This window comes from Actinosynnema sp. ALI-1.44, from assembly GCF_001984155.1.
In the GTDB taxonomy this organism is placed as follows: domain Bacteria; phylum Actinomycetota; class Actinomycetes; order Mycobacteriales; family Pseudonocardiaceae; genus Kibdelosporangium.
In genome coordinates, this window is sequence record NZ_MTQO01000049.1 from 576,625 (window position 1) to 594,138 (window position 17,514).

A 17,514-nucleotide genomic window follows, 5' to 3' on the forward strand; every position below is an offset into this window, starting at 1 on the left:
CTCATAGCCGGGAACGAGTGCGGTCAAGCAGGTGTTGCAGCAGTTGGTCGACCTGCCCCGGCGCCAGGTCGTCCACCGTGGCCTTCTTGCCCGTCGGCTCGGGGACGCCGTGGCCACCGCGCAACGCGCGGGTGTCCACTTTGCCGTTGGCGTTGCGCGGCAACTCGTCCAGCACGGTGATCACGTCCGGCAGCATGTAGAGCGGCAGCTCGCCCGACAACCAGGCGTGGATCTCGTCCCGCGACAGGCTGTCGGCGGCGGGCGTGACGTAGGCGGTCAGGCGCGGGGCACCGCCGTCCCGGCTCAGCACGACGGCGGCGGTGCCGACCGCGGGATGCCGCACCAGGGTGTTCTCGATCTCGCCGAGTTCGATCCGGAAACCCCGGACCTTCACCTGGTTGTCCACCCTGCCCAGGATTTCGAGCTCCCCGTCCGGCCGCTGCCGCACCCGGTCACCGGTGCGGTACAGGCGCATGCCCGGCCGGTCACCGAACGGGTCCGGCAGGAACAGCTCCCCGGTCAGCGCCGGGCGGCCGTGATAGCCACGGGCCAACGCGTCGCCACCGAGGTACAGCTCACCGGCGATCCCCGGCGGAACCGGACGCAGGCCTTCGTCGAGCACGTAGGCGCGGTAGTTCGGCAGCGGCGGCCCGATCGGAACGACCGTCGCCGATCCGTCCGAGGGCGCGCAGATGTGGGCCGAAGCCCAGACAGTGGCTTCTGTGGGGCCGTAGTCGTTGAGCAGCAACGCGTCCGGGTGATCGGTCAGATGCCCGTCGACCAGGGTGTGCGGCAGCGGCTCGCCCCCGACGGACACGAGCCGCAAACCGGGCAGCCAGTCCTGGCCGCCCGCTTCCCGAAGGACCGCGTAGTGCGACGGGATCGAGTGGATGTGCGTCACCGACCAGGACTGCGCTGTCCGCGCGAGCAGGCGCGGATCACGCGCCTCCTCCTCGGTCGGCAGCAGTGCCGTGCCGCCCGTGGTCAGCGTCCAGTACAGGCCGCCCGCCGAACCGTCGAACGACAACGGCATGGTCACCAGGTCCACGGTCGGCGGGTCGCCGCCGATCCGCCGCGCGGACGTGGACAGCACCAGGCTGCGGTGGGTGACCGCCACGCCCTTGGGCCGCCCGGTGGATCCGGAGGTGTAGATCAGGTAGGCCAGGTTGTCCGGCGACGCCGCGGGCGCCAGGCCGACCGGATCCATGTCGCCGGCCAGTTCGACCACCGGCACGGACGGCTCCAGCCGCGGCAGGCGGTCCAGTCGATCCCTCGTGCCGAGCAGCAGCAACGCACCGGAGTCGCGCACGACGTAACGAACTCGCTCGTCCGGATAGGACGGATCGATCGGGACGTACGCACCCCCGGCGCACAGCACGGCCAGCAGGCCCACCACCGAGTCGATCGACCGGTCGGCCAGCACACCGACGACCGATTCGGTGCCCACACCCAACTCCCTGAGCCGGCGAGCGGTGTGGCTCGCGCGTGCGGTGAGTTCGCCGTAGGTGAGCTGCTGTCCCCCGCACACCACCGCGATCTTGTCCGGGGGCTGGGCGAAGACCAGATCGTGCACGCATTCGTCCGGGTAGGGCAGTTCGTTGCCCTGCCAGCCGGTGAGCACACCGTGCAGTTCCTCGTCGGTCAGCGCGGTGAACTCGACGAGCCGCCGGACTTCGGTGATCCTGGACCACGCCCGGATGAGGCGGTGCAGAAAACCCTGCGCGCTGGGGAAAACGAACAGGTCGACGTCGTAGTCGACGCGGACCTCCAGCTCGTCGCGCTCCTGTACGACGGTCACGCACATGTCCCTGTCGGTCCAGCCGGTGGCGAGCGGGACGGGCGTGGAATCCGTGTACGAGAACAGCACTTGACCGGCCGGAAGCTCGTCCTCCGACGCGCTGAGCCTGCTCACCGCGCGGACGAGCCCGGCGGGCGAGTCGGCGTCGGACCACGGCAACCGGACCGAACGCGCGCCTTCGGGCAGGTCGGCCGCGAAGGTAACCGTTCCTCCCCCGCAGTACCGGGCCAGCACCGCCGCCAGCCCGCCCTGCAACAGATCGACGAGTTCGACGTCGTGCGCGGTGCACCAGTCAAGCAAGGGTCCGTAGCCACAACGTGCGGACACCGTCGCGGCCCGCGAGCTGCGCTCCACCGGCCGAGGGTGATCGGTCGGCAGATCGAGCCAGGGCAACGGTGTCGCGATGACCGTCCGGAGCACCGGCGCACCGCCCTTGAGCAGTTCGGTCAGCATGTCGTCCAGTTCGCGGACCCCCTGGGGACGCTGGGTGGTGATCAGCGCGACGTGCTCGCCTTCCGCGAGCCGGAACACGCAGACTCGCGCAGGCGTGTCCAGTTGCCGTGCCTCCTGCACGGCGAACTGCCCCACCGCGTCCCGGATGTCCGTGCTGTGCCCGAGATCCACGACGCGGACCGGGATCGGGTCCGCCGTGCGGCGCAACTCGGCCACGTCCAGCTCACCCTCGATCCGCCACGCCCACCGTGCCGGTGCGGTGCTCACCACGACCACCTCCTAGTGAATGACCCGGGCTCCCGCCGTGGACCGCAGCGGACGGGACTTGCGCAGGTCGCGTGCGAACACGGCCTTCTTCAGCCAGCGATCGGTGCCGTCGTAGCGGGCGTGGAACGCGCTGCGCCCGTGCACCGCCTTGTAGTTGTCGACGATGAGCAGGTCACCCGGGCCCACGACGACGTCGCGCAACTGCTGTTCCAACTGGTCGACCAGCGCGGTGAGCGCTTCCTTCGCGTCCCTGTCGCCCGGCATCGGCTGCATGAACGCCGGGTCGACCCGCAGGTACGGCTGCTCCCCGCCGAACAGCACAGCGCACGGCTCCGGTGAGGACTGCATGACCTGCATGCTGTGCACCTCGCACGACCCGGCCACCAGTTCACCGGCGTGCTTGAGGTGCTCGGTGTCCGGGCGGATCAGGAACCGCGCCTGGCGCAGCACTTCCTGGTGCTCCGGGCTGAGCGTCACGGCGTCCACACCGGCCACCGTCGTCGGCACGTCGTCCGGGTTGCGCAGGCCCAGCAGCAGGAGGTAGTCACACCGGAACGGGTGGAACCCGTCCTCGGTGTGCCACTCCAGCCGGACCGTCCCGTGGCCGCTCTGCTGGTTCTTCTCCGTCGGCATCGGCAGGACGTCGTGCACGAGCCGGGCGTCCTGCAACGTCTCCCAGCCGAACACCTCGCCGAGCAACGCGCCGACCAGCAACAGGTACATCTCCTGGCGCAGCGTGGACACCGGGGTCACCTGTTGCCGCCAGCGCAACGGGGTCGGGCCGATCTCGGCGTCGTCGATCACCAGCCCGCGCAGCACCAGGGCCGCCGAGGTCTCCTCACGGCGGAAGTCGCCGACCGCGTCGAGCAGCCGTCCGGGCAGCCTGGCGGCGTGCCGGGGCGACGTGGCGACGAACTCGTGGTCCTCCGCCGAGCGGTAGCGCCCGGCGAGTTCCACCAGCAGGTCGTCGACCTGCCTGCTTTCCTTCTCCTCGAGGTCGAAGTACGCGACGGTCTCAGCCGGCGAGTACGTTGATGCCTTTGCCATGGTGAGTTCCTCTTGTCCTCGCGCAAGTGATCAGTGCGTCGCGGCGACCGGTCGGTTGTCCGGCTCGGGCAGGAACCCGGTCGAGACCAGGTAGCGGAAGCAGGAGTGCGCCCACTCCTCGTTGACCGGCGGGCAGTCGATGCCGGAGCCCTCCAGCGCGTCGAGCAGGACCCGGCACTCGTCGACCGGGTCGACCTGCTGCTGCAGGTCGGGGTCCAGCGCCGCGTGCCGCATCGTGGCCACGCGCAGGATCGGGGTCATCGGGAACAGGACGTGGTCCTGGTCGACGTCCAACGCCTTGGCGCGGGCTTCCTCCTCTTCGACGACGTTGAGGCTGTAGCCGAACGTCCGCAGCCACTCGTAGCACTGCGACATGGTGGCCGGCTCGGCGTTGGTGATGTTGAGGTTCTTGCCGAAGTTCTCCCGGCGCAGCGACGTGTACACGATCGCCTGCGCGGTGAAGTCCACCGGGACGGCGTTGACCACGTCGTTGTACAACGGCAGCAGGCCGAGGTCCAGGAATCCCTTCAGGTAGACGTACAGGTAGTCGGTGTGGTGCGAGGCACCGGTCTCGGTGTGGCCGGTGATCATCCACGGCCGCTGGATGGTGACCGGCAGGCCGCGGTCGCGCGCCATCACGACGATCTTCTCCGCCACCCACTTGGTGCGGGGGTACCCGGTCGGCACCTTGACCGGCTTGTCGGGCAGGTCCTCCTCGGTGAACGGCCGCTGCGACCCGGTACCCATGAAGACGTCCACACTGGACACGTGGTGGAAGGCCTTGACCTTCTCGCGGGTGGCCAGCTTCAGCAGTTCCTCGGTGCCGCCGACGTTGGCCGGGCGCATCGCGTCGTACGGGTAGGTGAAGTTGACGATCGCGCCGCTGTGGTAGATCGAGTCGATCGTGCCCGCCAACTCGTCGAACTGCTCCCGGCTCAGGTCCAGCAGCGGTTTGCCGAGGTCGCCGAGCACGGGCTTGATCCTGGTCCGGTACGACTCGTCCCACGCCAGGAAGCGGCGCAGCACCTGCTCGATGCGTTCCTCGCCCGCTTCGGCGTCCTCCGCCCGCACCAGGCAGTGGATCGTCGCGTCGGTCTGCTTGATCAGCTCGACGACGAGGAACGCGCCCAGGTACCCGGTGGCCCCGGTGACGAGGATGTCGCGGGGGTTGAGGTAGTCGGCGTGCGGCACGCCCTCCGGGTCGACGCTCGGGTCCAGTTTCACGTCGGCCAGCAGTTCCGCGCACTGCTGCGCGTACAACGCCGCGCTGTCCACCTGGTCCGCGCGCCGCTGGTGGATCTCCACCGTGCGCGCGATGCCCTCCACGGTCGGGACGCGGAAGATCTCGTCGATCGGCAGGTCGACGTCGTGCTCCCGCGACAGCCGGGCCACCAGCCGCGCGACCAGCAGCGAGTTGCCGCCGAGGTCGAAGAAGCTCGCGGTGGCGCCCACCTTGGACTGGCCGAGCACGGCGGCGAACGTCTCCGCGATGTCGGCTTCGAGCTGGTTGCGGGGCTCGACGTAGCCGCCGGTGTAGATCTCCTCCGGGGCGGGCAGCGCGGCGACGTCGATCTTGCCGTGCCGGGTCAGCGGGAGCTTCTCCAGGCTCACGAAGTGCGCCGGCACCATGTAGTCCGGCAGCTGGCCGACCGCGTGGGCGGTCAGCACGTCGTGGGTGACGACCCGGCCGGAGACCGGTACGACGTACGCCACCAGGCGCTGCACACCGGGCTGGTCCTCCAGCACCCGCACGACCGCTTCGGTGACCAGCGGGTGGCGCCGCAGCACGTTCTCGATCTCGGACAGCTCGACCCGGAACCCGCGGATCTTGACCTGGGTGTCGACCCGGCCGAGGAACTCGATCGACCCGTCCGCCCGGTAGCGGGCGCGGTCGCCGGTGCGGTACAGCCGGGCACCCGGCTTGTCGCTGTACGGGTCAGGCAGGAACCGTTCCGCGGTCGTGCCCGCACGACCGGGGTAGCCACGCGTCACGCCGTCGCCGCCGATGTGCAGCTCACCGGCGACACCGGGCGGTACCGGGTTGAACTGCTCGTCGAGCAGGTAGACCCGGGCGTTCGGGATCGGTTTGCCGATCGGCACGCGCATGGCTTCGGCGTCGGCGGGCTTGCAGGCGTGCACCGTCGCCCACACGGTCGCCTCGGTCGGGCCGTACTCGTTGAACAACGCGGCCTGGGGAGAACGCGAGAAGTGTTCCCGGACCAAGGCGGGCGGCAGCGCCTCCCCCGCCAGGACACACGTCTTCACCGAGTCGTGGGCGGCCAGGTCCGATTCCAGCAACACGCTGTACTGGGCGGGCACACCGTCGAAGTGCGTGATCCGCAGCGTCCGGATGAGACTGCCGAGCTGACGCGGGTCGTAGATCTCGCCCTCGGTCGGGAACACCAGCGTTCCGCCACGCGTCAGAGTCCAGTACACGCCGCCAGCGGACGCGTCGAAGGTGAGCGGCGCGAGCACCAGGTACCGCTGGGGCGCGCCGGTGGTCTCGCAGACGGTGCGGGCGGCGGTCGAGTGGACGATCTGGCGGTGCTCCACCGCGACGCCCTTGGGCCGCCCGGTCGAGCCCGACGTGTAGATCTGGTACGCGAGGTTGTCCGGCCGGACTCCGGTTTCCGGGTTCAGCACCTGGTTGACCGGACCGTCCGGGGAGATCTCCACGGCGGTGAACGAGCTCGGGATCTCGGGCAGCCGCTCCAGCAACGCGGGAGTGCCCGCCACGAGAACGAGTCCCGCGTCGTCCACGATGTACTGCAGGCGGTCCGCCGGGTACGACGGGTCGAGCGGCACGTACGCGGCGCCGGACTTGAGCACGCCGAGCAGCCCGACGACCGCGTCGGCGGACCGGTCGACCACGACCCCGATCCTGGACTCCGGCTGGGCGCCGAGGTCGATCAGCCGCGTGGCCAGGTCGTTCGCCCGGTTGTTGAGCTCGCCGTAGCTGACCCGGCGGTCCCCGGAGACCACGGCCACGTCGTCCGGGGCCACTTCGGCGCGGTGCTCGACCAGTTCGTGCAGGCAGGTGTCCCGCGAGTGTTCCTGCGCGGTCGCGTTCCAGTCGTCGATGACCTTCGCCAGGTCGGTGTCGCTGAGCAACGCGATGCGGCTCAGCGGGCGGGACGGGTCGGCCACCGCGGAACGCAGCAGGACGACGACGCGTTCGACCAGGCCGAGGACTGTCTGGGCGTCGAACAGGTCGCGGTTGAAGTCGGCCCGCAGCCGCACCCGCGGCCCTCGCCGGACCGCGAACAGGTCGATGTCGTGCGGAGTCCAGCCCTTGTCCAGCTCCACCGTGGTCGCGGCGGCACCCGCGAGGTCTCGGGCCGGTGGCTCGTCGTCGGTCGCGAAGAACGTCTGGAACAGCGGCGTGTGGCTCAGGTCCCGTTGCGGCTGGGCCGCTTCCACGATCCGCTCGAACGGCAGCCTGCCGTGCGCCAGCGCCTCGGACGTCGAATGGGCGACCTGTGCGACCAGGTCGTCCAGCGACGGGTCACCGGCGAGATCCACGCGCACCGGGACGACGTTCTCCAGCGGGGCGACCAGGTCACGTGCCTCCGGGTGCCACACCGCCGAGGTGGGTACGCCGATGGCCAGGTCGTTCTGCAGGGAGTACCGGCCGAGCACCGCGGCGTACCCGGCCATCAGCACGGTCGCCAGGTCGTGGCCGCCGCGCGTGGCGTAGTCCGCCGCGGCGGACACCAGCTCGGCGTCCATGTCGACGCCGACCGAGTCGCCGTTGATCGTCTTCATTAACGGGCGGCGGCGATCGGTCGGCAGCTCCAGCGGGACCAGGCCCGCCAGCCGGTCACGCCAGTACGCGGTGTCGTCGCCTGCCTGCTCGCTGTCGAGCCATTCCCGCTGCGCGGTGACGAGCTCGCTGAAGTACGTGCCCACATCGGGCAGTTCGGCCTGGTTGCCACCGGTGAGCGCGGTGTAGGTGGTGATCAGCTCGTCCACGAACAGCCGCAGCGACCGGCGGTCGGCGACGAGCTGGTGCATCGTGATCGTCAGGACGTGCTCGTCGCCCCGCCGGACCACCGTGGCACGCACCAGCGGGCCCTTCTCGATGTCGAACGGGCTGCCCGCCTCACGGACCGCGTGCCGGGCGAGCTCGGCGTCCAGGTCGTCCTCCGCACTCAGCTCGACGATCGGCAGGCGCAACGCCACCGACGAGGCGATGCTGCCCACCGGCTGGCCGTTGACGTCGACGAAGACCATCCGGAGCACCTCGTGCCGCTGCACGAGCTCGGTGAGGGCGAGCTGCAACGCGGCCAGGTCGAGGCGGCCGGTGACACGCAGTGCTGTGAAAACCTGCCACGGTTTGGTCTCGTCGAGCTGGAGGAGCATCCACAGCCTGCGTTGCTCCAGTGAGACGGTGGACGGCACGTCGTCGGGTGACCGGTCCAGGAGTTGAGCGAGCAGCTCTCGCTTCTCCGCCGCGGACATCGACTCCAGGTCGTGTTGCTGCTGACTCATCAACCAGGCCTCTCTTGTGCGGGCTTTGCTCGGGTCGGCGGTCTTTCGTCGGGGTCAGGCGGCCATCCGCTCGCGGACCGACCGCGGCCGCATGTCCGTCCAGACCTTCTCGATGTAGTCAAGGCACTGCTTCTTCGAGCCGTTCGGCCCTTCCGCCGTCCAGCCGGAAGGCAGCTCGCGGTCGGCGAACCAGATCGAGTACTGGCCCTCGTCGTTGACGACCACTTGGAAAACCGTGTCCGGGTTGTCGATGCTCATGTCGGCGTTCTCCCTTTCCCTTCTCGCACCGCTCACCGCATCCGGCTGAGCAGCCTGGTCACCTCGTCGTCGGACATTCCTGCCAACGCCTCACCCGTCGCGTCCGTCGCCTGCTTGTCCGTCGCGGCACTGACCGCCGCGGCAAGCCCGGCCACGGTGGGGCGTTTGAAGAACTCACGCACCGGCACCAGCACACCGAAGTCCTTGCGCACCTGGGCGATGACCTTCGCGGCGAGCAGCGAATGGCCGCCGAGGCCGAAGAAGTTCGCGTGCACACCCGGTTCGGCCGTTTCGAGCAGGTCGCCGAACACTCCGGCGATGACCCGTTCCGCGCGGTTGCGCGGCGGGGTCCGGTCGGTGGTGCCGTAGATGGCCTCGGACTGCCGTGCCCGCAACGCCCGCCGGTCGACGGCGCCGTCGCTTGTCCTCGGCAACGCTTCGAGCACACCGAACACGGGTGGCACCAGGTGTTCCGGGACGCGCTCGGCGGTCTCGACGCGGATCCGGCGGGCCAGTTCGGCGTCGGCTCCCGACTTCCCGGCCCGCACCAGCCAGCCGACGAGCTGCGTCTCGTCCCCGAACTCACCGGCGACGACGGCGACTTCGGCCACCTCGTCGTGCTCCGCGAGCACGGCCTCGACGATCGCCGGGGCGACCCAGTGGTCACGCAGCTTGATCCGGCCGTCCGCCGGGCCGAGGACATCGAGCTTGCCGTCCACTGTGTACCGGCAGCGGATGCCGGTGCGCAGCAGCCGGTCGCCGGGTCGGCCGGAGAACGGGTTGGGCAGAAGCCGTTCGGCGTTGCCGTAGGCCAGCGCGGGACCGCCGAGGTACAACTCACCCACCGCGCCGGTCGCGACCGGTCCGAGCCGCCCGTCAAGCAGGTAACGGGAGACGTTCGCCAGCGGACGCCCAGCGGGCGCCGGACCGGCCGTGTCCACGCGTTCGGCTCCGGCGACGATCGTGGCCGTCCCGTGGGCACGCCACACCTGTGCACCGCTGTCCAGCAGGTGTCGGATGAGGTCCGCGTCGAACGGCTCCCCCGCACACACCACGCGGGTCGACGGTGCCGGAGTCCAGTCCGTCGACAGAACTGACCGCCAGGTCGGCGCCGAGGCGAGCATCAAGGTCGGTGCGGCGGGCAGTCCGCCGGTGTCGGTCACCACGGTCCGGCCGCCGAACGCGGGCGCCAGGAACAACTCCAGCACGGCGAGGACATCCGACTCGTTCACCGCGGCGACAACGTCGTCCCCGGTGACACCGATGCGGTGCCCGATCCCGGCGATCATCGCCACCAGCGCCCGGTGCGGGATGACGACGCTACCGCCGTGGACTGTCCCGGATGGATAGACGACGCAGGCGGGATCGTCCGACCCCGGTCGGGTGATGGACTGCGGCTCGGCGGAGCGCGTCTCGTCCACGCGGACAACTCGTTGCCACGGCAGGGATTTCGCCAGCTCGGTCGTGGTCAGCAGGATCGCGGGGTTCGTGTCGGCCAGCATCGCCGCGGCCTGGGTGGTGGGCATGCCGGACCCGAGCGGCAACACCGACGCCCGGGCCATGAGTGCTGCCAGCATGCCCACCGCCAGGTCCTGGGTACGCGGGAGGTGGACGGCGACCACGCTACCCAGGCACGCTCCTGCCGAACGCAGGTCCTGCGCGAGACAGCTCGCACGGTCGTGCAGGTCACGAAAGGTCAGTCCGTCGACAGCGACGCTCGACGGCTCGTGGGCGGCGAGCAAGTCGACCACGCTGTGCGCCTCGAGGCGCAACGACGGGCCGTGCGTTCGTTCGTCCGCGCCTACCTCAACGCCGTCAACTGACTGTGTCACCGGCTTGTCCGGGTGTCCGGCGATCGCGGAAAGCATGTCCAGGTACTGGCTGAGCAGTCGCTCGGCCGTCTCGTCGTCGAACAGGCCGGTGCTGTACTCCAGCCGCAGCCGGACGCCGTCCTCAGCGGGTACGCCGGACAGCCAGAGGTCGAACTTGGCCGAGCCGTCGGTCAGTTCGAGCGGCTCCACCCGCAGCCCTGGCAGGTCCAGCGTGACACCGGGGGTGGTCAGCAGCGCGAACATCACCTGGAACAGCGGCGTGCGGCTGAGGTCACGCGGCGGGCGCAACTCCTCGACCAGGCGGTCGAACGGCATCTCGCGGTGGGAGAACGAGTCGAGGCAGGTCGAGCGGACGTTGCCGAGCACGTCGGCGAACGCGGCGTCGACGTCGACATCGCTGCGCAGTACGAGGGTGTTGGCGAAGAACCCGACGACCTCTTCCGCCTCGGGGTGCTCCCGACCGGCCACCGGCGTGCCGACCGCGATGTCACGCTGACCGGAAACGTGCGCCAGCAACAGCTTGAACCCGGCCAGCAAAACCATGAACAGTGTCGCGTCATGCTCGTGGCCCAGCCGGGTCAAGCGATCCACCAGATCGGCCGGGATGGACGCGGTGCGCACGGCGCCGCGTACCGAGCGGACAGCGGGCCGGGGCCGGTCGGTAGGTAGGTCAAGGGGCGGGACTCCGGCGAGCTGGGACCGCCAGTGGTCCAGCAGGGCCGTCATTCGTTCACCGGCGAGCTGTTCGTCCTGCCACGCCACGTAATCGGCGTACTGGATGGGCGGTTCGGGCAGGTCGCTCGTGCCGCCCGCGAGCAGTTCCGCGTAGCCGCGTGCCAGGTCGCGGAAGAACAGCTCGATGGACCAGCCGTCGCAGACAGTGTGGTGGATCGTGACGATCAGGACGTGCTCGTCCGCGGCCATGCGCAGCAGCACCATCCGTACCAGCGGTGGTTCGTGCAGGACGAACGCCCGCGACAGTTCCTCCTGTGCCAGCCGGAGCCTGGCTTGCCTGCCCTGGGGGTCGAGCGTGGAGCAGTCGATCATCGGCAGGCCGACCAGCGCCGACGGTGTCACGACCTGTTGCGGCTCGCCGTCGACCAGCCCGATGCCGGTGCGCAGGCTCTCGTGCCGGGCGATCACCGCGTCGATGGCCTGCTGCAGGTACAGGCGGTTCAGCTCGCCCGTCATGCGCACGGCGCTGGTGACGTTGTACGCGGCGTTGCTCTCCGGCTCGAGCTGACACAGGAACCACAAACGCTTCTGCGCCGACGAGGCGGGGAACACGTAATAACCGGCGAAGTCGTGTTCCTTCCCCGCTCCTACCGCGCCGAGATACGAAGAGCTACCCATTGCCGTGAGACCTTTCGAAGAATTCGGCTACCGCGTCCAGTTCTCGATGGTCGACATGATCCGCGGGATGTGCTCGCGGAAGAAGAAATGATCCCCGGGGAAGACGTCCAGGTCGAATGTGCCGGTAGTCAGCTCGCCCCAGCCGCGGGCGTGCTCGATCGGCGTCCCCAGGTCGTTTTCCCCGCACAGCGCGCGCAGTGGAATATCCAGCCGCACACCCTCGCGGTACCGGTAGTCGTCGACCAGCCGCATGTCCGCGCGGACGGTCGGCAGCATCAGCTCCAGCAGCTTCGGGTACTCCAGCACTTCCGGCTCGACACCGTTGATGTCGATCAGCCACTGCACGAGCTTCTCGTCGGAGAACTCGTGCACCCGCTCCGGGAGCAGCACGTGCGGCGCGACACAGCCGGACACCACGAGCCCGAGCGGCGCTGGCAGGCCTTCGACCTGCAGACGCCGGGCCACCTCGTAGGCGACGAGCGCGCCCATGCTGTGTCCGAACAGGACGCAGCCGCGCTGCGCGACCGGCACGAACGCGGGCAGGAAGGCGTCGACGAGGTCGTCGATCGTCTCGAACGCCGCCTCGGCGATCCGCGCCTCACGCCCCGGCAGCCGGACAGCGAGGACGGTCAGCGACTGCGCGTGCGACTGCCAGTCGCCGAACTCCGAGGCACCGCCACCGGCGTGCGGGAGGCACACCAGCGCGCGGCCCTCGCCCGGTGAGTTCGGAAACGGCGTGAACCACCGAGCCGCGGCAGGGGCAGTCGCCGCGAAGATCGAGTGGGGATTTGTCATGCCATTTCACTCATTCCGGATTTCGAATGGGACTGCCGTCGATACTAGGCTGGGCCTGCCGCGACCCGTCAAGTCGGCGAAATACAGCGGAGAACCTTATGAGAGAAGCCGAATAGCCGGGTGAGAGATCGGTTAGAGCCCCTGACCATAACGTCGACGAGCGACCACGACGCGAGCCGATCCGATGAAAAAGGGGGACCGACCGTGGCACTTGCCAGCCTGGAACGGGAAACTGCCTCTCTGGTGCGGGTTTTCGCCGACCGATCGCAGTCCGAACCGCAGCAGTGCGCCTACGAGTTCCTGCACGGTGACGGCAGCGTCGAGCGGGTCGCCTACGGCGAGCTCTTCGGCCGGGCGTCGGCGGTCGCCGAGCAGCTGGCCGACCGGGTCGATCCGACCGGCGAACCCGCTGTCGCGCTGCTGCTCTACCCGCCGGGACTGGGGTTCGTGGCGGCGCTGTGGGGGTGCCTGCTCGCCGGTGTTCCCGCGGCCCCGGCGTATCCCCCGGTCACCGGCGAACGTGACCGCAGCATGGCCCGGTTCCACCGGATCGTCGACGACGCCAGGCCCGCGGTGATCCTGGCCGATCCGGTGCTTGACCCCGTGCTGTCCGCCTTGGCCTCGCAACGTCCGCTGCCACCCGTGATCAGCCACGCCGCGGCACAGGAAACAAGCGGCTCGACGAACCTGCGACTGCCCGACCTGGACGACATCGCTCTGGTGCAGTACACCTCCGGCAGCACGAGCCAGCCCAAGGGCGTGGAACTCCGGCACGGCAACCTCCTGCACAACACCAAGGCCATCACCGAAGTCCTCGAGCTGGACCGGAGTTCCCGCTCGATCTCGTGGCTGCCGCCCTACCACGACATGGGTCTCATCGGCTGCATCCTCACGCCGTTGTCCGTGGGTTTCCCGATGCGGCTGATGTCCCCGCTGCACTTCCTCAAAAGCCCGCTCACCTGGCTGCACCAGATCAGCGAGCTGGGTGTGACGGCGACCGGTGGCCCGAACTTCGCCTACGACCTCTGCGTTCGCCGGGCAAAGGACGCCGTGTTGTCCGATGTGGACCTGAGCTCGTGGCGGGTGGCGTTCAACGGAGCCGAACCGGTGCGCCGCACCACGCTCGAGGCGTTCGCGCGGCGCTTCGCGGGAAACGGATTCCAGGCGGAGGCCTTCCTCCCGTGTTACGGCTTGGCCGAGGCCACTCTGATCGTGTCCGGCCGTCACTGGGATCCGTCCGAGCACCACGACTCGCAGCGAATCAGCTGCGGGCCGAGCGTCACCGGGGTGGAGGTCGCGATCGTCGACCAGGACCGTCAGATGCGCGTCCCGGACGGACAGGAAGGCGAGGTGTGGCTCCGCGGGCCCAGCGTGACCGACGGGTACTGGCGGGCGACCAGCGACGTGTTCGCCGAGGTCGACGGTCAGCGCTTCCTGCGTACCGGCGATCTCGGGTTCCTGCGTGCTGGTGAGCTGTTCGTGACCGGCCGGTGCAAGGACGTTCTCGTCAGCCAGGGCGTGAACCACCACGCCGCCGATGTCGAGTCCGCGGCAGTGGTCGACAACCCGGACGTCCAGCACACCGCGGCGGCGTTCCAAGTGGACGAACCGGAGCCCGCGATCGTCCTGGTGGCGTCGCGCGCACCGGGCAGCAGGGAATCGGACGCGGACATCGCCACCCGGCTGCGGGCCAGGGTTCTGGAACGCACGGGCGCCCGGCTCGACGTCGTGGTCTTCTGCCCGGTCCGGTCGATTCCCCGGACCACGAGCGGCAAGGTGCAGCGTTCCCTGTGCCGGGACCGAGTGCTCGCCGGGGAGTTGCCGGGCGCGGTCGTCGCGCTCGGGTCGCTGCACGACAGCGGCGAGTCGTTGGCGCAGTTCGTGGCCGGTGTGTTCGCCGGGATCTGCGAGGTCCCGACCTGCGGCGTCGACCAGCGGCTGGCCGATCTCGGCGGGGATTCGATCCGGGCGGCCGAGATCGCCGCCGTCGTCGAGGACGCGATGTCACTGCCCGTACCGATCGAGGTCGTGCTGGAACAGGCGACGCCACGAGCGGTCGCCACCTGCCTGCTCTCGCGATGGGCCGACCCGAGCACGGTGCGAGACCGGTTGGCAGCGGTGGCTGAGGGAGAGGACAACGCACAGTGAACCGCACCCCGCAGGACATCGGTCGACAGCTCGCGACTCGGTGGCGTGGCCGCCCCGCGCCTGAGCCGGAACGCGGGGAGGGCGATGCGGTTCCGTTGAGTTCGGCCCAGGAAGGCATCTGGCTGTTCGAGCAACTCCATCCAGGGACAGCCGTCAACAATCTCACGTTCCTTGGCACGGTCGACGGCGAAGTGGACGTGCCAGCGCTGACAGCAGCCGTCCGGAAGGTGTGCCAACGGCATGACATCCTGCGGACGACGTTCACCTCCGGTCCTGTCGTTCATGACGACCTGATCGTCGAGCCCCGAGTCGTCGACGTGACCGACGCCGATGAGGAGGAGGCGGTCCGGCAGGCCCGCGAGGCGTCCCGCGAACCGTTCGACCTGGCCACCGGCCCACTGCTCCGGGTCGTGGTGTACCGGCTGCCCGGCGCGCGGTCACTGCTGGCCGTCACGGCTCATCACCTGATCGCCGACGGCTGGTCGCTCGGTGTGTTCCTGGCTGAGGTCTCAGCCGCCGACATCGCCGGAACCCCACCGCAGTACGCCGATGTCGCCCGGCGGCAGCGCGACGAGCCGGTGGACACGACCTACTGGCGTGACCGGCTACGGGATCAGGAACCGCTGCGGTTGCCGACGGATCAGCCACGGCCCGCCACACCACGGTTCCGCAGCGCTGCCGTGCCCGTTCACGTCAACGCTGAGGTCACCGACGGGGTCCGGGCTCTCGCCGCGCAGACAGGGGCTACGCCTTACATGGTGCTGCTCGCGGCTTTTCAGGTGCTGCTGGGCAAGCTGACCGGGCAGACCGATGTCACCGTGGGTTCGCCGACCGCGATGCGGCAGCGGGCGTCCGCGCCCCGAGTCATCGGTCCGCTGATCAACATGGTGGCGCTGCGCACGGATCTTGGTGGTGCGCGGTCGTTCCGCGACGTCCTGGGCCGGGTGCGGCAATCCTGCCTGGGCGCGTACGCCCACCAGAGCACCCCGTTCGAGGCCGTCGTCGGGGAGCTGGGTGCGCGACGGGACCTCAGTCGTAGCCCGATCTTCCAGGCGATGCTCGTGCACCAGGAAGAACTGGCCGTGCCGAGCCTCGGCGGTCTTCCGATTACGCCCGTCCTCCAGGAGCCCAGTGCGACCCAGCACGACCTGGAGATGTACGTCTGGTCAGGACGTGCGGACATGATGGGGTTCCTCGGCTACGACGCGGACCTGTTCACGGCTGACACCGCTCACCACATCGCTGATCGCTGGGGATCCCTGCTGTCCACTGTGGTGGCCGGTCCGGATCAGGACCTCACTGAGGTGCCGGTGACGTTCCCGGGCGAGCCTGAACTCCTTACCGAGCTGGCACGAGGAACAGCCACCCCGATACCGGACCGTCTGCTGCACGAATGGTTCGAAGCCCAAGCCGACCAGACCCCGGACGCCATCGCCATTCGTGCTACGGACGGAGAACTGACCTACCGGGAGCTCGACCAACGCGCCAACCAGCTCGCCCACCACCTGCGTACCGGTCCAGAAGACCTGGTCGGCGTCTGCCTCCCCCGCACGTCACATCTCATCGTCGCGTTGCTCGCCGTGTTGAAGACGGGCGCAGCCTACGTCCCCATAGACCCGGCGTACCCCAAGGACCGCATCACCTACATCCTCAACGACGCCAACGCCAACACCCTCATCACCAACGACAACCACCAAGGCCCTTGGCGCACAGTCCCCACCGACCAAACCTCCACAATCACCACCAGGCCAACCACCACAGCAACCAGCAACAACCTCGCCTACGTGATCTACACATCCGGATCAACCGGACTGCCCAAAGGCGTCATGATCGAACACCGCCACACGGCTGCCATGATCACCTGGGCGACCACCACGTTCACCGCCGGAGAACTGGCCAACGTCCTCGCGTCGACCTCCGTCTGCTTCGACCTCTCGGTCTACGAGATCTTCGCCCCACTGGCCATCGGCGGCAGCATCACCCTCACCGAAAACAACGCCCTGGATCTGATCGGCAGCAACCTAAGCGACCTGACGTTGATCAACACGGTGCCATCGGTCGCCCAGGAACTCCTTACCGCTGACGCGTTACCCACCAGTGCCGCCACCATCAACCTGGCAGGCGAAGCACTCAGCCCGGCACTCGTACGCGCCCTCTACGACCAGCCACACGTCACGGCTGTGAACAACCTCTACGGTCCGTCCGAGGACACGACCTACTCCACCCACGCACTCACGACTTCCACCGACCAACGAACCCCCATCGGCAAGCCGCTACACAACACGCAGGCCCACGTGCTCGATTCCGACCTTCGCCCGGTCCCATACGGCAGCATCGGCGAGCTGTACCTCGGCGGAGCCAGCATCACCCGCGGCTACCACCAACGACCAGCCCTCACCGCGGAACGCTACCTCCCCGACCCCCACAGGCCAGGGCAGCGCCTGTACCGGACTGGTGACGTGGTTCGCTGGCGCTCGGACGGCCAGCTCGACTACTTCGGCCGGACCGACCACCAGATCAAACACCACGGCCACCGCATCGAACCCGCCGAAATCGAAACCACCCTCCAAGAACACCCCCACGTCACCCACGCCGCCGTCGTCAAACACAACGACACGCTCGCTGCCTACGTCGTCGCACCTGACCTCGACGAGGACCCGACGTCGCTTCGCGCGCACCTGGGGACCACTCTGCCCACGCACATGATCCCCACCGCGTGGGTCTTCCTAGACACCCTCCCCCTGACACCCAACCGCAAAATCGACCGCAACGCCCTCCCCGACCCCACAGCCGCGCCGACACAACACGAACCACCGCGCAACGACACCGAGCGACTCATCGCGGCCGTCTGGCAGGAAGTGTTGGAAAAACACCGGGTGGGCATCCACGACAACTTCTTCACGCTCGGCGGACACTCCCTACTTGCCACCCGCATCATCAACAAGATCCAGAGTCAGCTCCACATCGCCGTCCCACTGCACCTGCTCTTCCAACACCCCACCATCGCCGAACTCGCCACCGCACTACCAGCAACCAACATCGCAGAAATCCCCGTACAACCACGGGCCGAGG

Annotated in this window: 8 protein-coding genes; 2 read left to right on the top strand and 6 right to left on the bottom strand. The window is 68.9% G+C overall.

Annotation, left to right across the window (positions count from 1 at the left end):
• Position 1 precedes the first annotated feature (1 nt).
• The 6 genes from ALI144C_RS32430 to ALI144C_RS32455 are packed head-to-tail and all read right to left on the bottom strand — an operon-like array spanning position 2 to position 12,294.
• Positions 2-2,518 (bottom strand): non-ribosomal peptide synthetase, encoded by a 2,517-nt coding sequence (locus tag ALI144C_RS32430; protein ID WP_143230999.1) that lies wholly within the window; start codon positions 2,516-2,518, stop codon positions 2-4.
• Positions 2,519-2,530: 12 nt separating this feature from the next.
• Entirely contained in the window at positions 2,531-3,565 is a 1,035-nt protein-coding gene (gene gntD / locus ALI144C_RS32435) for a guanitoxin biosynthesis L-enduracididine beta-hydroxylase GntD (RefSeq protein WP_076990958.1), read from the bottom strand.
• Positions 3,566-3,595: 30 nt separating this feature from the next.
• Positions 3,596-8,056 carry a non-ribosomal peptide synthetase family protein gene (locus ALI144C_RS32440; protein WP_076990959.1) on the bottom strand — a complete coding sequence of 1,487 codons (4,461 nt, stop codon included), beginning with the start codon at positions 8,054-8,056 and terminating at the stop codon, positions 3,596-3,598.
• A gap of 54 nt (positions 8,057-8,110) precedes the next feature.
• The gene (locus ALI144C_RS32445; RefSeq protein WP_076990960.1) at positions 8,111-8,314 is read right to left on the bottom strand and encodes an MbtH family protein; all 204 of its coding nucleotides are present in this window, start codon (positions 8,312-8,314) and stop codon (positions 8,111-8,113) included.
• A gap of 32 nt (positions 8,315-8,346) precedes the next feature.
• Positions 8,347-11,499 carry a condensation domain-containing protein gene (locus tag ALI144C_RS32450; RefSeq protein WP_076990961.1) on the bottom strand — a complete coding sequence of 1,051 codons (3,153 nt, stop codon included), beginning with the start codon at positions 11,497-11,499 and terminating at the stop codon, positions 8,347-8,349.
• 27 nt (positions 11,500-11,526) lie between these two features.
• Entirely contained in the window at positions 11,527-12,294 is a 768-nt protein-coding gene (locus ALI144C_RS32455; RefSeq protein ID WP_083753578.1) for a thioesterase II family protein, read from the bottom strand.
• Positions 12,295-12,498: 204 nt separating this feature from the next.
• On the opposite strand from ALI144C_RS32455, the gene ALI144C_RS32460 reads away from it, so the two are divergent.
• Together ALI144C_RS32460 and ALI144C_RS32465 are read left to right on the top strand one after the other, a co-directional pair.
• Positions 12,499-14,442, top strand: coding sequence for an AMP-binding protein (locus ALI144C_RS32460; RefSeq protein WP_168211396.1), 1,944 nt, complete (start codon positions 12,499-12,501; stop codon positions 14,440-14,442).
• Positions 14,439-17,514: non-ribosomal peptide synthetase (locus ALI144C_RS32465; RefSeq protein WP_143231001.1), on the top strand; the 3,076-nt coding region annotated here is incomplete at its 3' end. The genes ALI144C_RS32460 and ALI144C_RS32465, both read left to right, overlap by 4 nt.

Bases quoted from the DNA above. Each gene is read 5' to 3' on its own strand.
- ALI144C_RS32440 (WP_076990959.1), bottom strand. From the start codon at position 8,056: ATGAGTCAGCAGCAACACGACCTGGAGTCGATGTCCGCGGCGGAGAAG.
- ALI144C_RS32455 (WP_083753578.1), bottom strand. From the start codon at position 12,294: ATGACAAATCCCCACTCGATCTTCGCGGCGACTGCCCCTGCCGCGGCT.
- ALI144C_RS32450 (WP_076990961.1), bottom strand. From the start codon at position 11,499: ATGGGTAGCTCTTCGTATCTCGGCGCGGTAGGAGCGGGGAAGGAACAC.
- ALI144C_RS32445 (WP_076990960.1), bottom strand. From the start codon at position 8,314: ATGAGCATCGACAACCCGGACACGGTTTTCCAAGTGGTCGTCAACGAC.
- gntD (WP_076990958.1), bottom strand. From the start codon at position 3,565: ATGGCAAAGGCATCAACGTACTCGCCGGCTGAGACCGTCGCGTACTTC.